The organism is Pseudomonas sp. R3.Fl (assembly GCF_023516765.1).
Classification (GTDB): Bacteria; Pseudomonadota; Gammaproteobacteria; order Pseudomonadales; family Pseudomonadaceae; genus Pseudomonas; species Pseudomonas citronellolis.
Window position 1 is genome coordinate 7,283,790 of the sequence record NZ_JAMGSO010000001.1, and the last position, 18,964, is coordinate 7,302,753.

An 18,964-nucleotide genomic window follows, 5' to 3' on the forward strand; every position below is an offset into this window, starting at 1 on the left:
GATGACGCCCGGCCCCGAAATCCCCGGCCCCGCCGGCCTCTCCGGCGGGGCCATCCCCTCGATAGAAGGAATACCGCAATGGCTCAAGTCACCCTCAAGGGCTCCCCGATCAACGTCGACGGCAAACTGCCGCAGAAAGGCGAAAAGGCCCCGGCCTTCAAGCTGGTCGGCGGCGACCTGGCCGACGTGACCCTGGAGAACTTCGCCGGCAAGCGCAAGGTGCTGAACATCTTCCCCAGCGTCGACACCCCCACCTGCGCCACCTCCGTGCGCAAGTTCAACGTCGAGGCCAGCAAACTGGCCAACACCGTGGTGCTGTGCATCTCCGCCGACCTGCCGTTCGCCCAGAAGCGCTTCTGCGGCGCCGAAGGCCTGGAGAACGTGGTCAACCTGTCGACCATGCGTGGCGCCGACTTCCTGGCCAACTACGGCGTGGCCATCGCCAGCGGCCCGCTGGCCGGCCTGGCCGCCCGTGCCGTGGTGGTGCTGGACGAGAACGACCAGGTGCTGCACAGCCAACTGGTCGGTGAGATCGCCGACGAGCCCGACTACGCCGCCGCCGTCGCCGCGCTGAGCTGATCGCCCGCCGCAGCCCCGGCTGCCGCAGGCCCCGGATGCCGCCCCGCCCAATGGCCGGGCGGCATCTTCGTTTTTGGCGCTGTGCAGGGAGCAGCAGCCCAGGCCCTGCTGCTGTGTGAACAGTTGCGGCGCAACCTCGCCCAGGCGCCGTAACTCTCGGTAAAACAAAGGTAAATAGCGGGTAAAGAGACTTTGCCCGGCGCCTTGCTGTGCTTATCGTTCGACCCTGAAGGTATAGAAGTGTGGACGCCGCGTCGTGGATGCGGCGCTTTGCCTTGCGCCTCGTTATCATCCAAACCTTTGGCCGCCTGATGACCGCTATGACTCCAAGCAATGGAACGCCCTCGAAACTCCGCAAGCTGCGCCCCTGGCTGATCACCGCCGCCGTCTTCGCCGCTGTGGTGGGGCTGAGCATGTGGCTGCACAAGACCAGTTCGGCGCCGGAGCCCCAGGCCGGCGGCGGGCGCGGCGGACGCGGAGCGGCCATGGCCGGGCGCGGGCCGGGCGGGCAGGGTGGCGGCACGGCCATCACCGTCAGCGTGGCGCCGGTGGCCAAGGGCGACCTGCCGGTGCACTACCATGCGCTGGGCACCGTCACTGCCTACAACACGGTGAACGTGCGCGCGCGGGTCAGTGGCCAGCTGGTCAAGGTGCCGTTCCAGGAAGGCCAGCAGGTCAAGGCCGGCGACGTCCTCGCGGTGATCGACCCGCGGCCCTTCCAGGCGGCGCTGGACCAGGCGGTGGGCACCCTGCAGCAGAACCAGGCGCAGCTGAAGAACGCGCAGATCGACCTGGCGCGCTACAAAGGCCTGTACGCCGAAGACTCCATCGCCAAGCAGACCCTCGACACCCAGGAAGCCCTGGTGCGCCAGTACGAGGGCACCCTGCGCACCAACCAGGGCCAGGTCGACGACGCCAAGCTCAACCTCGAATTCACCCAGGTGCGCGCGCCTATCTCCGGCCGCGTCGGCCTGCGCCAGGTGGACGTCGGCAACCTGGTCACCTCCGGCGACACCACGCCGCTGGTGGTGATCACCCAGGTCAAGCCGATCTCCGTGGTGTTCAGCCTGCCGCAGCAGCAGCTGGGCACCGTCGCCCGCCAGCTCTCCGGCTCCCAGCCGGTGCCGGTGGAGGCGCTGGACCGCAACCAGAACCTGACCCTCGCCAGCGGCGTGCTCAAGACCCTCGACAACCAGATCGACACCACCACCGGCACGGTCAAGCTCAAGGCCGCCTTCGAGAACGCCGACCAGAAGCTGTTCCCCAACCAGTTCGTCAACGTGCGCCTGCTCGCCGAAACCCTGCATGGCGTGCTGACCATCCCGGCCAACGCCGTGCAGCGCGGCAACGACGGCACCTACGTGTACATCGCCGACGCCGGGAACAAGGCCAAGCGCCAGCTGGTCGGCCTGGGCACCAGCGAGAACGAGCGGGTGGTCATCACCGAGGGCCTGAAGGAAGGCCAGCGCGTGGTGGTGGAGGGCACCGACCGCCTGCGCGACGGCACCCTCCTGCACATAGTCGCCAGCGACGAACAGGCCCGCGCCGCCGCCACCGAGGAGGGCGAGGCGGCCTCGCCGAAACCCTTCGGCTCGGGCTCCCCGGCCCAGGACAGCGGTAAGAGCGAATGAACCCGTCGCGCCTGTTCATCCTGCGGCCGGTCGCCACCACGCTGTTGATGGTGGCGATCCTGCTGTCGGGCATCATCGCCTACCGCTTCCTGCCGATCTCGGCGCTGCCGGAGGTGGACTACCCGACCATCCAGGTGGTCACCCTGTACCCCGGCGCCAGCCCGGACATCATGACCTCCTCGGTCACCGCGCCGCTGGAGAACCAGCTGGGGCAGATCCCGGGCCTCAACGAGATGTCCTCCACCAGCTCCGGCGGCGCCTCGGTGATCACCCTGCAGTTCAGCCTGCAGGTCGACCTGGACGTGGCCGAGCAGGAGGTGCAGGCGGCGATCAACACCGCGCAGAGCCTGCTGCCCAAGGACCTGCCCAACCAGCCGGTGTACAGCAAGGTCAACCCGGCCGACGCGCCCATCCTGACCCTGGCGGTGATGTCCCCGGACATGCCGCTGCCGAAGATCCAGGACCTGGTCGATACGCGCCTCGCGCAGAAAATCTCGCAGATCTCCGGCGTCGGCCTGGTCAGCATCAGCGGCGGCCAGCGCCCGGCCGTGCGCATCCGCGCCAACCCCGCGGCCCTGGCCGCCGCCGGCTTGAGCCTGGAAGACCTGCAGAGCACCATCACCAGCAACAACCTCAACGGGCCCAAGGGCAGCTTCGACGGCCCGACGCGCTCCTCGACCCTCGACGCCAACGACCAGCTCAAGTCCGCCGACGCCTACCGCGACCTGATCATCGCCTACAAGAACGGCTCGCCGCTGCGCGTGCGCGACGTCGCCAGCGTCGAGGACGATGCCGAGAACGTGCGCCTGGCCGCCTGGGCCAACAACACCCCGGCGGTGGTGCTGAACATCCAGCGCCAGCCGGGGGCCAACGTCATCGAGGTGGTGGACAGCGTCAAGAAGATGCTGCCGCAGCTGCAGGCGACCCTGCCGGGCAACCTGGAAGTCACGGTGCTCACCGACCGTACTACCACCATCCGCGCCTCGGTGGCCGACGTGCAGTTCGAGCTGTTCCTCGCCGTGTGCCTGGTGGTGATGGTCACCTTCCTGTTCCTGCGCAACCTCTCGGCCACCCTGATCCCCAGCTTCGCCGTGCCGCTGTCGCTGATCGGCACCTTCGGCGTCATGTACCTGGCCGGCTTCTCCATCAACAACCTGACGCTGATGGCGCTGACCATCGCCACCGGCTTCGTGGTGGACGACGCCATCGTCATGGTGGAGAACATCGCCCGCTACCTGGAGCAGGGCGACAGCCCCCTGGAAGCGGCGCTCAAGGGTTCCAGGCAAATCGGCTTCACCATCATCTCGCTGACCTTCTCGCTGATCGCCGTACTCATCCCGCTGCTGTTCATGGGCGATGTGGCCGGGCGACTGTTCCGCGAGTTCGCCGTGACCCTGGCGGTGGCCATCCTGATTTCCGGCTTCGTCTCCCTGACCCTCACGCCGATGCTCGCCGCCAAGCTGCTCAAGCACATCGAGCCGGAGCAGGAGGGCCGCTTCGCCCGCGCCGCCGGGCGCTTCATCGAACGCATGATCGAGCGCTACGCCGCCGCCCTGCGCGTGGTGCTGCGCCACCAGGGGCTGACCCTGCTGGTGGCCATCGGCACCCTGCTGCTGACCGCCGCGCTCTACCTGTTCATGCCCAAGGGCTTCTTCCCGGTGCAGGACACCGGGGTGATCCAGGGCATCGCCGAGGCGCCGCAGTCGATCTCCTTCCAGGCCATGGCCAGCCGCCAGCAGGAACTGGCCAGGGTGGTCCTGGCCGACCCGGACGTGGAGAGCCTGTCGTCCTTCATCGGCGTCGACGGCAGCAACGCCACCCTCAACACCGGGCGCATGCTGATCAACCTCAAGCCCCACAGCGAGCGCGACCTCACCGCCAGCGAGGTGATCCGCCGCCTGCAGCCGGAGCTGGACAAGGTCGCCGGCATCAAGCTGTACCTGCAGCCGGTGCAGGACCTCACCATCGAGGACCGCATCGCCCGCACCCAGTACCAGTTCACCCTGCAGGACGCCGACCCCGAGGTGCTCGCCGAATGGGTGCCGAAGCTGGTGGAACGCCTGCAGCAGCTGCCGCAACTGGCCGACGTGGCCAGCGACTGGCAGGACAAGGGCCTGCAGGCCTACATCGACATCGACCGCGACACCGCCTCGCGCCTGGGCGTGAGCCTGTCGAGCATCGACAGCGTGCTCTACAGCGCCTTCGGCCAGCGGCTGATCTCCACCATCTTCACCCAGGCCACCCAGTACCGCGTGGTGCTGGAGGTGGCGCCGGACTTCCAGCTCGGCCCGCAGTCGCTGGAGAACCTCTACGTGCCGGCCAGCGACGGCACCCAGGTGCGCCTGTCGAGCCTAGCCAGGGTGGAAGAGCGCCACACCCTGCTGGCGGTCAACCACATCGCCCAGTTCCCCTCGGCGACGCTGTCCTTCAACCTGGCCAAGGGCGTGGCCCTGGGCGAGGCGGTGCAGGCCATCCGCGACGTCGAGGCGCAGATGCAGATGCCGGCCAGCCTGGAAGGCAGCTTCCGCGGCGCCGCCGAGGCCTTCGAGGCGTCGCTGTCCAACACCCTGCTGCTGGTGCTGGCTTCCATCGTCACCATGTACATCGTGCTGGGCATCCTCTACGAGAGCTTCATCCACCCGGTGACCATCCTCTCCACGCTGCCCTCGGCCGGCGTGGGCGCGCTGCTGGCGCTGATGCTGGCCGGGCAGGACATCGGCATCGTGGCGATCATCGGCATCATCCTGCTGATCGGCATCGTCAAGAAGAACGCGATCATGATGATCGACTTCGCCCTGGACGCCGAACGCAACGAGGGCAAGCCGCCCCATGAGGCCATCTACCAGGCCTGCCTGCTGCGCTTCCGGCCGATCCTGATGACCACCATGGCCGCGCTGCTGGGCGCGCTGCCGCTGATGCTCGCCGGCGGCGCCGGCGCCGAGCTGCGCCAGCCGCTGGGCGTGACCATGGTCGGCGGCCTGCTGCTGAGCCAGTTGCTGACGCTGTTCACCACCCCGGTGATCTACCTCTACTTCGACCGCCTGGCGCTGCGCTGGGCCAACTGGCGCAAGCGCCACGGGCTGGACGTGAACAGCCCCGACGAAGGCCTGGAGCAGGGCTGATGAACATCTCCCGCCCGTTCATCCTGCGGCCGGTCGCGACCATCCTGCTGACCCTGGCGCTGCTGCTGGCCGGGGCGCTGTCCTTCGGCCTGCTGCCGGTGGCGCCGCTGCCCAACGTCGATTTCCCGACCATCGTGGTGCAGGCGGCGCTGCCCGGCGCCAGCCCGGAGACCATGGCCAGCACCGTGGCCACGCCGCTGGAGCGTTCGCTGGGGCGCATCGCCGGGGTCACCGACATGACCTCCACCAGCTCCCTGGGCAACACCACCGTCATCATCCAGTTCGACCTGTCCAAGGACATCGACGGCGCCGCCCGCGAGGTGCAGTCGGCGATCAACGCGGCCATGAGCCTGCTGCCCACCGGCATGCCGAACAACCCGACGTACCGCAAGGCGAACCCGTCGGACCAGCCGATCATGATCCTCACCCTGACCTCGGACACCTACACCCGCGGGCAGATGTACGACCTGGCCTCGACCATCGTCTCGCCCAAGCTGTCCCAGGTGAAGGGCGTGGGCCAGGTGAGCATCGGCGGCTCCTCGCTGCCGGCGGTGCGGGTGGACGTCAACCCGGACCAGCTCAGCCACTACGGCATTTCCCTGGACACGGTGCGCACCGCCATCGACAACACCAACGCCACCGGGCCCAAGGGCGCCCTGGAGTTCGGCGAGCGGCACTGGCAGGTGGACGCCAACGACCAGCTGCGCAAGGCCAGCGAGTACGCGCCGCTGATCATCCACTACAACGCCGAGACCAACGCCGCGGTGCGCCTGCACGACGTGGCCAAGGTCAGCGACTCGGTGGAGGACGTGCGCAACGCCGGTTTCTCCGACAACCTGCCGGCCGTGCTGCTGATCGTCACCCGCCAGCCCGGCGCCAACATCATCGAGGCCACCGACGCCATCCACGCGCAACTGCCGATCATCCAGGACGTGCTCGGCCCGCAGGTCAAGCTCAGCGTCATGGACGACCGCAGCCCGTCGATCCGCTCCTCCCTGGAGGAGGCCGAGCTGACCCTGGTGATCTCGGTGCTGCTGGTGATCCTGGTGGTCTACCTGTTCCTGCGCAACGGCCGCGCCACGCTGATCCCCAGCCTGGCGGTGCCGGTGTCGCTGGTGGGCACCTTCGCCGTCATGTACCTGTGCGGCTTCTCGCTGAACAACCTGTCGCTGATGGCGCTGATCATCGCCACCGGCTTCGTGGTGGACGACGCCATCGTCGTGGTGGAGAACATCGCCCGGCGCATCGAGGAGGGCGACCATCCGGTCCGGGCGGCCATCCGCGGCGCCCGCGAGGTGAGCTTCACGGTGCTGTCGATGACCCTCTCGCTGGTGGCGGTGTTCATCCCGCTGCTGCTCATGGGCGGCATCACCGGGCGGCTGTTCCGCGAGTTCTCGGTGACCCTGGCGGCGGCCATCCTGGTCTCGCTGCTGGTTTCCCTGACGCTCACGCCCATGCTCTGCGCGCGCCTGCTGCGCCGCGCCGAGCGGCCGCAGAAGGCCTCGGTGGCGCGGCAGAGCAACCGCTACTTCGTCGCCTTCATGCTGCGCTACCGCGCCAGCCTCGCCTGGGCGCTGGAGCACTCGCGGCTGATGGTGGTGATCATGTTCGGCTGCATCGCGCTGAACCTCTACCTGTTCGCCATCGTGCCCAAGGGCTTCCTGCCGCAGCAGGACTCCGGGCGCCTGCGCGGCTTCGCGGTGGCCGACCAGAGCATTTCCTTCCAGGCCCTGGACCGCAAGATGGCGGAGTTCCGCAACATCCTTTCCCAGGACCCGGGGGTGGATAACGTGCTCGGCTTCGTCGGCGGCGGCAAGTGGCAGTCGAGCAACACCGGCTCCTTCTTCGTCACCCTCAAACCCATCACCGAGCGCGACTCCGCCGAGGCCATAGTCGCGCGGCTGCGCAAGAAGCTGGCGGAAATCCCCGGCGCCAACCTCTACCTCACCGCCGGCCAGGACGTGCGCATCGGCGGCCGGCAGAGCAACGCGCAGTACGAGTTCACCCTGCGCAGCGACGACCTCACCCTGCTGCGCGACTGGGCGCCGAAGGTCGAGGCGGTGCTGAACAAGGTCCCGCAGCTGGTGGACGTCAACAGCGACGCCCAGGACAAGGGCGTGCAGAGCCGCCTGGTGATCGACCGCGACCGCGCGGCCAGCCTCGGCATCGACGTGGCGGCGGTGGACGCGGTGCTGAACAACGCCTACGGCCAGCGCCAGGTGTCGACCATCTTCAACCCGCTGAACCAGTACCACGTGGTGATGGAGGTGGACCAGCCGTTCCAGCAGACACCCGAAGAGCTGCGCCAGGTCTACGTGATCGGCGCCGACGGCCAGCAGGTGCCGCTGTCGGCCTTCACCCACGTGGAGCCCAGCCGCGCGCCGCTGGCGGTCAACCACCAGGGGCAGTTCGCCGCCACCACCTTCTCCTTCAACCTGGCCCCCGGCGCGCTCATCGGCCCGGCCCGCGACGCGGTGATGGCGGCGCTGGAGCCGCTGCACCTGCCGCTGGAGATCCAGGCCAGCTTCGAAGGCAACGCCGGCGCCGTGCAGGACACCCAGAACGACATGCCCTGGCTGATCCTGCTGGCGCTGGTGGCGGTCTACATCGTCCTGGGCATCCTCTACGAAAGCTACGTGCACCCGCTGACCATCCTCTCCACGCTGCCCTCGGCGGGCGTGGGCGCGCTGCTTACGCTGATGCTGTTCCGCACCGAGCTGTCGCTGATCGCGCTGATCGGGGTGATCCTGCTGATCGGCATCGTCAAGAAGAACGCCATCATGATGATCGACTTCGCCCTGGACGCCGAACGCACCCTCGGCCTGTCGCCGCGCGAAGCCATCCTCGAAGCCTGCATGAAGCGCTTCCGGCCGATCATGATGACCACCCTGGCCGCCATCCTCGGCGCGCTGCCGCTGATCTTCGGCATCGGCGGCGACGCCGCGCTGCGCCGCCCGCTGGGCATGACCATCGTCGGCGGCCTGATCGGCAGCCAGCTGCTCACCCTCTACACCACCCCCGTGGTCTACCTCTACCTCGACCGCCTGCGTCACTGGGTCAACCAGAAGCGCGGCGTGCGCACCGACGGCGCCCTGGAGACTCCGCTATGAACCGCCCGAACCCATCCCGCAGCCTGCTCGCCCTGGCGCTGTGCGCGGCGCTCGCCGGCTGCGCGGTCGGCCCCGACTACAAGCGCCCCGAGCTGAGCGTGCCGGCCGCCTTCAAGGAAGGCGAGGGCTGGCGCCAGGCGCAGCCGGCCGACCTGGCGGGCCATGGCCAGTGGTGGACGCTGTACGCCGACCCGGTGCTGGATGATCTGCAGCAGCGCCTGCTCAAGGCCAACCAGACACTGGCGCAGTCCGAGGCCTCCTACCGCCAGGCCGCGGCCCTGGTGAAGGGCTCGCGCGCCTCCTTCTTCCCGACCATCAGCGCCGACGTCGGCAAGACCCGCTCCGGCCAGGGCGGCAGTGGCAGCGGCAGCGTGCGCCTGCCCGATGGCTCCACGGTCAGCAGTGGCGGCAGCGGCGGCATCAGCAACAGCTACAGCGCGAGCCTGGGCGTGAGCTGGGAACTGGACCTGTGGGGCAAGCTGCGCCGCCAGCTGGAAGCCGACACCGCCAGCCGCGACGCCAGCGCCGCGGACCTGGCCGCCTCGCGCCTGTCGCTGCAGTCGCAACTGGCGCAGAACTACCTGCAGCTGCGCGTCATGGACCAGCAGATCAAGCTGCTCAACGACACGGTCGAGGCCTACGAGCGCGCGCTCAAGCTCACCACCAACCAGTACAACGCCGGCATCGTCACCAAGGCCGACGTGGCCCAGGCGCGCACCCAGCTCAAGAGCACCGAGGCCCAGGCCATCGACCTCAAGTACCAGCGCGCGCAGCTGGAGCACGCCATCGCCGTGCTGGTGGGCCAGGCCCCGGCCAACTTCGGCCTGGCCGCCACCGGCCAGGTACCGAAGCTGCCGCCGATCCCGGCGCTGGTGCCCTCGCAACTGCTGGAGCGGCGCCCGGACATCGCCTCCGCCGAACGCCAGGTGATCTCGGCCAACGCCAAGATCGGCGTAGCCAAGGCCGCCTGGTACCCGGACCTGACCCTCAGCGCCGCCGGCGGCTACCGCAGCGGCAGCTTCCACGACTGGATCGAGACGCCCAACCGCTACTGGTCCATCGGCCCGCAGTTCGCCATGACGCTGTTCGACGGCGGCCTGATTTCCTCCCAGGTGGAACAGGCCGAGGCCAGCTACGACCAGACCGTGGCCAGCTACCGCCAGACCGTGCTCGACGGCATGCGCGAGGTGGAGGACTACATGGTCCAGCTCAAGGTATTGGAAGAGGAGAGCGGGGCGCAGAACGAAGCCCTGGACGCCGCCCGCGAAGCCCTGCGCCTGACCAGCAACCAGTACAAGGCCGGCACCGTGGACTACAACAGCGTGGTCACCACCCAGACCACCGCGCTGTCCAACGAGCGCAACGTCCTGAGCCTCTACGGCAACCGCCTGGTGGCCAGCGTGCAACTGATAGCCGCCATGGGCGGCGGCTGGGACGCCGGCCAGATCGCCGCCGAAGGCGAGAAGGCGGCCAAGGCCGATTGACCTGCGCCGAACCGCTCCTACGAAAAACCGTGTTCGCCTGTAACGTGTGGTCTATCCCGGTCCGGTCTCGATCCACATCGCTGCCGGACCTGTAGGAGCGGGCCCTGCCCGCGATGGCGTAGGGCGAATAACCGTTCGCCCGTGGGAGGCGTTATGCGCCCTACAGCCTGTCTATTGGGTTCCCGCGTTCGCGGGAATGACGTCGGAAAACACGAATCCTAATCCCGTCATTCCCGCGAACGCGGGAACCCAGAAAACAGCGCAGGTGGGGCGGCGTAGGAGCGGATCTCATCCGCGAATCGCGCCGATATGTCCGGTTATCGCGGACAAGGTCCGCTCCTACAAGTGAATGCCTTCAGCCGTGCAGATGGCGGTTTCTCCTGCATCTTGTAGGAGCGGATTTATCCGCGATCCGCCCCCGGTGCGAGTCCGATGCACATCGCGGACAGGGGAATGGCGTGGGCGTGCCTTCAGTGCCTGAACCGCCGCGCCGTAGTGAAATTACGATCCCAATAATTGTTGCTCAACGAATCGATGCGCACCGACTTGCCACTGCGCGGCGCATGGATGAAGCGGTCATCGCCCAGGTACAGCCCGACATGGCTGACCCGCGCGCCGCCGTTGTGGCTGAAGAACACCGCATCCCCCGGCTTGAGCGCGTGGCGCGGCACCTGGCGGTGCTTCTGGCGGATCATCGAGCGGGTGGTGCGTGGCAGTTCCAGGCCGATCTCCTTGCGGAACAGGTAGACCAGCAGGCCGCTGCAATCGAAGCCGGTTTTCGCCGAGGTACCTCCCCAGCGGTACGGCGTGCCCACCAGTTCCTGCGCGCTCTGCAGCAGGCGGTGCATGTCGCCGTCCGGGGCGCCGGGCTTCAGGCCGGGCTGCGCGCCGGGGCGGAAGAACTGCGTCAGGGCGCCTTCCTGCGCCTGGTAGCTGCGCCAGGTCGGCGCGTCCAGCAGATCGGCCGATGTGGCCAGGGGAAACAGGCAGAACAACGACAGCAGGAAGATACGCACGACAGGGACCGCAAGGAGGTAGTGGGAGCTGCAGCCATCCTAGGTATCGGCCTACGAACGGTCAGTCGGAAAATTCATCTACTCCAGGCAGAAAGTGCCTAACACTTTCCGATGTGCCACTGGCAAGTGCGCAAGAACGTTCAAGGCGGGCGACGAAGGTTTCTGCCAAGCTGGGCGCCTTACTGCCTCGAAAGCGTCATCCATGTCAGAACAACTGCTTCCCTCCCGCGCCTTCCTCAAGGGCGCCATCGCCATCATGCCGCTGTCCATCGCGGTGCTGCCCTGGGGCCTGCTGGCCGGCTCGCTGGCCATCGAGGCCGGCCTTTCGCCGCTGCACGGCCAGGGCCTGTCGGCCATCGTCTTCGCCGGCGCCGCGCAACTGGTGGCCATCGGCATGCTCAAGGGCGGCGCCGGGTTCTTCTCGATCATGATCACCACGCTGCTGCTGACCTCGCAGCACCTGCTCTACGGCATGAGCATGCGCCCGGTGATCGCCGGACTGCCCGGGCGCTGGCGCCTGGGACTGGGCTTCCTGCTCACCGACGAATTCTTCGCCCTGACCAGCCAGCACGACCGCGAGACCTTCAACCGCTGGTACGCCCTGGGCGTGGGCCTGACCTTCTACGTGGCCTGGAACCTCTTCACCCTGGCCGGCGTGCTACTGGGCAGCAGCATCCCGGGCCTGGAGCACCTGGGCCTGGACTTCTCGGTAGCCGCCACCTTCGTGGCGCTGATCGCGCCGGTGGTGCGCAGCGTGCCGACGGTGGTCTGCGTGGCGGTGTCGCTGTTCTGCTCGGTGCTGTTCAGCTACTGGCAACTGGGCTCGGCCCTGGTGCTCGCGGGCCTGGCGGGCATGACCGCGGGCTTTGTCTGCAACAAGTTCAGCGGGAGGTCGGCATGATGGTCTGGGCCGTGATCATCGGCATGGGGCTGATCGTCTTCTTCAACCGCTACGTGTTCCTCGAACCGCGCCTGCCCATCCGCCTGGGCAGCAACGTCCGGCAGTTCCTCGGCTTCGCCGTGCCGGGCATGCTCACGGCCATCTGCGGGCCCATCGTGTTCTTGCCCGAGCACCAGCTGAACCTGCGCCCGGACAACCCCTACCTGCTGGGTTCGCTGGTGGCGGTGGGGCTGGTGCTGTGGACGCGCAACACGCTGCTCAGCGTGTTGCTCAGCATGGGGGTGTTCTTCCTGTTGCGTTGGTGGTTGTAGCGAATCGCGCGCAGGGCGCGCTCCTACAGGTAGGTTCGGTGGTGGGCGTAATCGTCATAATGTAGGAGCGAGCTTGCTCGCGAACAGACTCCGCTGCGGGGCTCATTCGCGAGCAAGCTCGCTCCTACGAAAAGCCTTCAGCCCTGACGCTCAAATCCATAGGCCCGCTCGACCCTCGCCACCCGCACGCGAAAGCGCTCGTACCAATCCCGCCGCCCACCTTCACGCGCCAGCTTGTGCTCGGCATTCTCCCGCCACCGGCGAATGCTGTCTTCGTCCTGCCAGTACGACACCGTGATCCCCAGCCCATCCTCTCCACGCGCCGACTCCACCCCAAGAAACCCCGGCTGCCCCGCGGCCAGTTCGAGCATGCGCTCGGCCGCCTCGCCATAACCGGCTTCCAGCGGCGTGCGCAGCGAGGTGAAGATCACCGCGAAGTAGGGCGGCTCCGGCGTCGTGGCGGTCATGCTGCGCTCCTGGCGTACTGGTTGGCGGCGCGCAGGAAGGCTTCGGCCAGCGGCACGCTGACCCCGGCCAGGGCCTTGCGCTCGGGTTGGAACAGGGTGGCGACGAAGAACGGATGGTCGCTGGCCTCCAGGGCGCGGATGCTGCCGTCCTCGCCGTGGGCGGTGGCGTGCAGGCCACTGTCGAACAGCGTCGCCTGGTAATCCGGGTTGACGCCATAGCTGCAGCGATAGCCTTCGCGGATGCTCGGCTTGCCGTAGACGCTGGCCAGGCGCGAGCCGGGCTGCAGGCGGATGTCCTCGCGCACCTCGATCAGCGAACAGGGCAGGGCGTGGATCACCGGCCGCGCTGCGCGCGGTTCGACCTCGCCGTGGGCGGCGTCGTCCCAGCCCAGGACGTTGCGGGCTCGCTCCAGCAGCGCGTGCTGGAAGCCGGCGCAGGTGCCCAGGTAGGGCACGCCGCGGGTGCGCGCGTAGGTGATGGCGCGTAGCGCGCCCTCGGTGCTGCGGTAGGGGCTGCCGGGGGTGCACCAGAAGCCGGAGTAGGCGTCCAGCGCCAGGCCGTTGGCCAGCCGCTCGGTATCCAGCCACTCCAGGCGCAGGGCGCCGGCGTGGGGCAGCAGCGACTGCTGCAGCGCCAGGGGAATGGCCCAGTGCGCGGTGACCCGGCTGTCGCGGTCGCCGATCAGGCCGATCCGCAGTAGTTTCCGCACCTTCCGCATCGCTCGTTCCCCTGCGCTGGCGCCCGTTGGCGGGCTTCTCCGGGCAATTTATAGTTGCGCCGATGCAATCGAAATGGGCGGTTGCGCAATTTAAGAGTGCGCCAATGCAATATCGACTGGAATACGCCGACCTTTCCCTGGTACTGGCCCTGGTGCGCGGCGGCAGCCTGGCGCGGGCGGCGGAACTGCTGGCAGTGGACGTGTCCACGGTGTTCCGCGCGGTGCGCCGGCTGGAGAAGGCCCTGGGCATGGCGCTGTTCGAGAAGGGCCGCGCCGGCTACCTGCCCAGCGCCACCGCGCAACAGCTGGCGCGCCAGGCAGAACTGGCCGAGCAGGCCCTGGAGGCGGCGCGGGTGGGCCTGGAGCAGGGCCGCGAAGTGCTCAGCGGCACGGTGCGCCTGACCTGCACCGACGCCGTGCTGCACGGCCTGCTGCTGCCGGCGCTGGGTCATTTCATGGGCGGCTACCCCGGCCTGCACCTGGAGCTTTCCACCTCCAACGCCTTCGCCAACCTCAGCCGGCGCGATGCCGACGTCGCCCTGCGCCTGACCACCGCGCCGCCGGACTACCTGGTGGGCCGCTGCCTGGGCGAGGTGCGCTACGCCCTGTGCGCCCACGAAAGCTACCTGGCCGCCCAGGCCGGGCGCGACTGGAGCGAACTGAGCTGGATCGCCCCGGACGAATTCATGCCCGACCACCCCAGCGTCGCCTGGCGCCGCCAGCTGTACCCGGCGCTCACCCCGGCCTACCGTTGCGGCAGCATCCTCTCGGTGCTCGAACTGTGCCGCGCCGGCCTGGGCCTGGCGGCGCTGCCGGACTACCTGCTGCGCGAAGGTGACGGCCTGCGCGTGCTGCGGCCCGACCTGCCGGGTTGCGCCACTGCGCTGTGGCTGCTGACGCGGCCGGACTGCCGGGCCCTGCGCACCGTGGTCACGCTGTTCGAGGAACTGGCGCGGCACATCCGTCTGCCACCGCCGGCCGGACATTGAACGGCTGTCCGACGAAAAGAGCGAACCTGCGCCCGCCATCGTCCTCCAATGGCCATCGCCGCATCAACCGGAGGTCGCCATGAACCCGACTCTGCACAAATGGCTGGGCAAACCCTGGCCGCAACGCGACGGCGAAAACGCCGCCCGCGGTCTGCCGGGCTACCCGCAGGACGCCGAGCAGGACGCGGAAATCGTCAGGAGTCTGGGCTTCGACCCCGACTCGCCGGACCTGGCCGACCCGCAGATCGACCCGCCGCAGCCACCTCACCCACCCCGCGAAGGCCCCAGCCCGCAGCGCCACAAACGCGCGCCGGGCGAGCAATACCCGCCTTACGGCGACTGACTCGCGGCGGGAGAAGTCCGTCAGGCGAAATGGCAGAAGGCCATTTCCTACAGAACGCCACTCCCTTAGACTCCGCGCATCCGGTCGTGGAGGGCAGGGAATGCAGAGGCGCATGTGGTACGCGATATCGATCGTGGTAGGACTGGCAGGGCAGGCGCAGGCTGCGCAGGAGGCGGCGCCGGACCCGCTGTTGCCGCTACCGGCCGTGGACGGCTCGGCAGGCGCCAAGCGTGAAGTCCGTGGCGTGTTGCATGCCCGCGAGCAGGCGATGCTGTCCAGCGAACTGGCCGGGCGCATCCTGGAAATGCCGTTCGCCGAAGGCCAGGCCTTCCACAAGGGCGACGTGCTGGTGCGCTTCGACTGCTCTGCCTACCAGGCCCAGCTCAATGCCGCCCAGGCCGCGGTGCGGGCCGCCGGCGAAGAACTCTCGCACAATCGCCAGCTGGCCTCGCTGAACTCCGTCGGCCGCTATGAAGTGGCCCTGGCCGAGGCCAAGCAGTCCGAAGCCCAGGCCCAGGCCCAGGTCTACCAGGTACAGGTGCGCCGCTGCAGCGTGCAGGCTCCCTACGATGGCCAGGTGGTGCAGCGCAAGGCGCAGCCGTTCGAGAGCGTGGCCAGCGGCGCGCCGCTGCTGGAGATCGTCGACAACCGCAGCCTGGAGATCCGCCTGCTGGTGCCCTCGCGCTGGCTGGCCAAGCTCAAGCCCGGCCAGCATTTCAGCTTCACCCCGGACGAAACCGGCCAGCCGCTGCAGGTGGAGATAAAACGCCTGGGCGCGCGCATCGACGAAGCCAGCCAGACCCTGCTGCTGATCGCCAGCGCTCCGGCCGGCGACGGCCTGGTGGCGGGCATGAGCGGCACCGCGCAATTCGCGGAGAACCCATGAACGCAGCCGTCGGCGGCGCCGAGCGGGTCTTCGCCCAGTTCCTCGGCCTCGAGCGCCAGGCGCGCGAGGCCGCCAGCACCGAGCAACTGGCCTTCTCCATGGTCAACGATGGCCAACTGCTGTTCGGCTACCACCATGCGGCCCTGCTGATCGCCGGCAAGGTCCGCGCGCTTACCGGTGTCAGCGTGGTGGAGCCCAATGCGCCATTCGTGGCTTTCGTCGAGCGCGCCGTCGGGCAATTGCAGGCGAAGGCGCAGCTGGGCTTCGCCGGCGCCGTCGATAGCGAAAGCCTGGATGGCGATAGCCGGGCCGACTGGCAGGCCTTGTCGGTGGCCCAGGCCTACTGGCTGCCGTTGCTGGACCGCAGCGGCGAGGTGTTCGGTGGGCTCTGGCTGGCCCGTGAGCGCCCCTTCAGCGAGGCCGAGCAGGCGCTGTTGAACCAGCTCGGTGGCACCTATGCCCATGCCTGGCTGGCCTTGCAGCCGCGCAAGCCCTGGCGCCTGCGCTGGCCGAAGAAGAAGGTGCTGGCGATCGCCGGCGCGCTTTGCCTGTTGCTCCTGCTGCCGGTGCGCCAGTCGGTGCTGGCGCCCGCGGAAGTCGTGCCCCTGGGCGGGCGGGTGGTCGCCGCGCCGCTGGACGGGGTGATCGCCGAATTCCTGGTCAAGCCCAACCAACCGGTGGCCGCCGGCGATCTGCTGGTGCGCTTCGAGGCCACCAGCCTCAAGGCCCAGGCCGATGTCGCCGAGCGCGCCCTGGGGGTTGCCGAGGCCGAGCTGAAGTCCAGCACCCAGCGGGCGTTCACCGACGCCGAATCCAGCGCGCGGATCGACCTGCTGGCCGCCCGCGTGGAGCAGAAGCGTGCCGAATTGGACTACGCCCGCCAGTTGCTGGCCCGCAGCGAAGTACGCGCCGAGCGCGCCGGCATTGCGGTGTTCGCCGATGCCGAGCGCTGGACCGGCAGGCCGGTGCAGACCGGCGAGCGCTTGATGCAGATTGCCGACCCGGCCCAGGCCGAGCTGCGCATCGAACTGCCGGTGGGCGATGCCATCGCCCTGGCGCCGGGGGCCGAGGTCGCGCTGTTCCTCGACAGCGATCCGCTGAACCGCCAGGCCGCCCGTCTCGAACGCTCCGCCTACGAGGCCCAGGCCACGGCTGCCGGGCAACTGGCCTATCGCCTGGACGCGGCCTTCCTCGACGCGCCGCCGCGTATCGGCCTGCGCGGCACGGCCAAGTTGTCGGGTGAGCGTGCGCCGCTGGCCTACTACCTGTTGCGCCGGCCCCTGGCGGCGCTGCGCCAGAGGCTCGGTTTCTGATGTTGCCGGCACTGCGCCCCGACCTGAGCCTGTCGCCGGCTGCGGCGGGCTTCGACGGCTCGCCGCAATGGACCCTGGCCGACCCGCTGCGCGGGCGCTATTTCAAGCTCGGGGCCGCTGCCGTCCGCCTGCTCCGGCACTGGTCGCTGGGCGACCCGCGGCGGGTGCTGGAGGCTGCCAATGCGGAAACCGGCGGGCCGCTGGGCGAGGCCGAGCTGGAGGAACTGCTGCGCTTCCTCCGCGGCCATGACCTGATCGCCGCCGTCGATGCCGAGCAGCGGGCCAGCTATGGCGCCAAGGCGGGCGCCTTGCGCCAGAGCCTGTGGCGTCGCGTGCTGCATCAGTACCTGTTCTTCCGGGTGCCGCTGTGGCGTCCGGATGTCTTCCTCAACCGCGCCTGGCCGCTGCTGGCGCGCCATGGCGGCTGGTTGCTGCGCTGGGGGCTGCCGCTGGTGCTGGGGCTGGGCGTATTCCTGGTGGCGCGCGACTGGGAGCGCTTCATCGCCACCTTCCCGCACCTGTTCAGCTTCGGTGGCGCGCTGGCCTTCGGCGTGGCCCTGACCTTCGCCAAGCTCTGCCACGAGTTCGGCCATGCGTTCATGGCCAAGCGCGCCGGCTGCCGGGTACAGAGCATGGGCGTGGCGTTCATGGTGCTGCTGCCGATGTTCTACACCGACGTCAGCGACGCCTGGCGCGTCAACGACCGCCGCTCGCGCCTGCTGATCGGCGCCGGCGGCGTGCTCGCCGAGCTGGTGCTGGCGGTGCTGGCGCTGCTCGCCTGGTCGTTGCTGCCGGACGGGCCGTTGCGGACGTCCGCGTTCATGCTGGCCAGCGCCACCTGGATCACCACCCTGGCGATCAACCTCAACCCTTTCATGCGCTTCGACGGCTATTTCCTGCTCAGCGACCTGTGGGGCGTGGAGAACCTCCAGGCACGGGCCTTTGCGCTGTGCCGCTGGCGCCTGCGCGAGGCGCTGTTCGGCTACGGCGAGCCGGCGCCGGAGCCCTGGTCGCCGTCGATGGCGCGGCGTCTGCTGGTCTGGGGCTACGGTTCCTGGCTGTGGCGCGCTGTGCTGTTCTTCGGCATCGCCCTGGCGGTGTACCACCTGTTCTTCAAGGTGCTGGGGATCTTCCTCATGCTGGTGGAGCTGGTCTGGTTCCTCGGCCTGCCGATCTGGAAGGAACTGCACGAGTGGTGGCGACGCCGCGACCAGGCCGCTCCGGGCAAGGTCCTGCTCAGCGGTGCCGGCCTGCTGGCCGTACTGGCGTTGCTGGTGCTGCCCTGGCGCAGTTCGGTCGAGGTGCCGGCGCTGCTGGAGGCGGTGCGCACCAACGCCCTGCACGCGCCGGTGGCGGCGCGCCTGAAGCAGTCGTACGTGAAGGATGGCCAGGCCGTGGCGCAGGGCGACCTGCTGCTGGAGCTGGAGTCTCCCGACCTGGATTCGCGCCAGGCCATCGCCCGGCACAAGATCGACATCCTCCAGTTGCAGCTGCGCCGCCAGTCCGGCCGCAGCGAAACGGCGGCCGATGCCGGCATTCTCGAACAGCAGTTGGCCGAGGCCGTGGCCGAGTACCGCGGCTTCGCCGCCCAGCGCGAGCGCTTGCAGCTGCGCGCGCCGCAAGCCGGGGTGGTGCGCGACCTGCTGCCGGACCTGGAGCCGGGGCGCTGGCTGAAGCCCGCCGACACCCTGGTGCGCGTGGTCGAGCCCGGCCTGCGCCTGCGCGGCTACCTGGCCGAAGATGACCTATGGCGCGTGGCGGCGGGGGCCGACGGGCGTTTCATCGCCGACGATCCGGCGCGCCCGGCCCTGGCGGTGCGGCTGGACAGCGTCGACGCCAACGGCGTGGCCTTCCTCGAGCTGGAGGCCCTGAGTTCCGATCACCAGGGCCCGATCGCCGTGCGCCGCGATGCCCAGCAGCGCGCGGAGCCGGTGCAGGCCCAGTACGGTGTGCGCCTGAGCCTGCTGGATGCGCCGCAGGCGCCCGCACAGCCCCTGCGCGGCGTCGTGGTGCTGGATGGACGTGGCCAGTCGGTGCTCGGCTACGCCTGGCGGCGCCTGGCCGCGCTGGGCGTGCGCGAGAGTGGATTCTGA

General features: G+C 69.0%; 15 protein-coding genes. 12 read left to right on the forward strand and 3 right to left on the reverse strand.

Annotated features, from left to right (window positions below):
• Positions 1-78 precede the first annotated feature (78 nt).
• From tpx to M8R19_RS32165, 5 genes are all read left to right on the forward strand, one after another.
• Entirely contained in the window at positions 79-579 is a 501-nt protein-coding gene (tpx, locus tag M8R19_RS32145) for a thiol peroxidase (protein ID WP_009621821.1), read from the forward strand.
• Positions 580-899: 320 nt separating this feature from the next.
• Entirely contained in the window at positions 900-2,210 is a 1,311-nt protein-coding gene (locus M8R19_RS32150) for an MdtA/MuxA family multidrug efflux RND transporter periplasmic adaptor subunit (RefSeq protein WP_074980909.1), read from the forward strand.
• A complete protein-coding gene (locus tag M8R19_RS32155) occupies positions 2,207-5,332 on the forward strand; it encodes an MdtB/MuxB family multidrug efflux RND transporter permease subunit (RefSeq protein ID WP_249920024.1) in 3,126 nt (1,041 codons plus the stop codon). The genes M8R19_RS32150 and M8R19_RS32155 overlap by 4 nt, the downstream gene beginning before the upstream one ends.
• Positions 5,332-8,442: a multidrug efflux RND transporter permease subunit gene (locus tag M8R19_RS32160; protein ID WP_249920025.1), complete on the forward strand. Its 3,111-nt coding sequence runs from the start codon at positions 5,332-5,334 to the stop codon at positions 8,440-8,442. The genes M8R19_RS32155 and M8R19_RS32160 overlap by 1 nt, the downstream gene beginning before the upstream one ends.
• Positions 8,439-9,926: an efflux transporter outer membrane subunit gene (locus M8R19_RS32165; RefSeq protein ID WP_074980906.1), complete on the forward strand. Its 1,488-nt coding sequence runs from the start codon at positions 8,439-8,441 to the stop codon at positions 9,924-9,926. The genes M8R19_RS32160 and M8R19_RS32165 overlap by 4 nt, the downstream gene beginning before the upstream one ends.
• A gap of 470 nt (positions 9,927-10,396) precedes the next feature.
• Here the strand turns inward: M8R19_RS32165 and M8R19_RS32170 are convergent, their stop codons facing one another.
• On the reverse strand, positions 10,397-10,942 hold the full coding sequence (locus M8R19_RS32170) for a C40 family peptidase (RefSeq protein WP_009621828.1): 546 nt from the start codon (positions 10,940-10,942) through the stop codon (positions 10,397-10,399).
• A 202-nt stretch (positions 10,943-11,144) separates the two neighbouring features.
• Here M8R19_RS32170 and M8R19_RS32175 point away from each other — a divergent pair, with 202 nt between their 5' ends.
• Positions 11,145-11,843: an AzlC family ABC transporter permease gene (locus tag M8R19_RS32175; RefSeq protein WP_074980905.1), complete on the forward strand. Its 699-nt coding sequence runs from the start codon at positions 11,145-11,147 to the stop codon at positions 11,841-11,843.
• Positions 11,840-12,154, forward strand: a complete 315-nt coding sequence (locus M8R19_RS32180) for an AzlD domain-containing protein (protein ID WP_058489844.1) — start codon at positions 11,840-11,842, stop codon at positions 12,152-12,154. The genes M8R19_RS32175 and M8R19_RS32180 overlap by 4 nt, the downstream gene beginning before the upstream one ends.
• 137 nt (positions 12,155-12,291) lie before the next feature.
• On the opposite strand, the gene M8R19_RS32185 is transcribed toward M8R19_RS32180, so the two are convergent.
• Together M8R19_RS32185 and M8R19_RS32190 are read right to left on the reverse strand one after the other, a co-directional pair.
• Positions 12,292-12,621, reverse strand: a complete 330-nt coding sequence (locus M8R19_RS32185; protein ID WP_249920026.1) for an antibiotic biosynthesis monooxygenase family protein — start codon at positions 12,619-12,621, stop codon at positions 12,292-12,294.
• On the reverse strand, positions 12,618-13,340 hold the full coding sequence (locus M8R19_RS32190; protein ID WP_249920027.1) for a CTP synthase C-terminal region-related (seleno)protein: 723 nt from the start codon (positions 13,338-13,340) through the stop codon (positions 12,618-12,620). The genes M8R19_RS32185 and M8R19_RS32190 overlap by 4 nt, the downstream gene beginning before the upstream one ends.
• Positions 13,341-13,444: 104 nt before the next feature.
• Here M8R19_RS32190 and M8R19_RS32195 point away from each other — a divergent pair, with 104 nt between their 5' ends.
• The 5 genes from M8R19_RS32195 to M8R19_RS32215 all read left to right on the forward strand — a co-directional run bounded on the left by M8R19_RS32195 (position 13,445) and on the right by M8R19_RS32215 (position 18,964).
• A complete protein-coding gene (locus M8R19_RS32195; RefSeq protein WP_074980903.1) occupies positions 13,445-14,329 on the forward strand; it encodes a LysR family transcriptional regulator in 885 nt (294 codons plus the stop codon).
• Positions 14,330-14,408: 79 nt separating this feature from the next.
• The gene (locus M8R19_RS32200; protein ID WP_245322926.1) at positions 14,409-14,672 is read left to right on the forward strand and encodes a DUF6021 family protein; all 264 of its coding nucleotides are present in this window, start codon (positions 14,409-14,411) and stop codon (positions 14,670-14,672) included.
• Positions 14,673-14,772: 100 nt separating this feature from the next.
• Positions 14,773-15,558: an efflux RND transporter periplasmic adaptor subunit gene (locus M8R19_RS32205; protein ID WP_249920028.1), complete on the forward strand. Its 786-nt coding sequence runs from the start codon at positions 14,773-14,775 to the stop codon at positions 15,556-15,558.
• Positions 15,555-16,871 (forward strand): efflux RND transporter periplasmic adaptor subunit, encoded by a 1,317-nt coding sequence (locus M8R19_RS32210; protein ID WP_249920029.1) that lies wholly within the window; start codon positions 15,555-15,557, stop codon positions 16,869-16,871. The genes M8R19_RS32205 and M8R19_RS32210 overlap by 4 nt, the downstream gene beginning before the upstream one ends.
• Entirely contained in the window at positions 16,871-18,964 is a 2,094-nt protein-coding gene (locus tag M8R19_RS32215) for an efflux RND transporter periplasmic adaptor subunit (protein WP_116424446.1), read from the forward strand. The genes M8R19_RS32210 and M8R19_RS32215 overlap by 1 nt, the downstream gene beginning before the upstream one ends.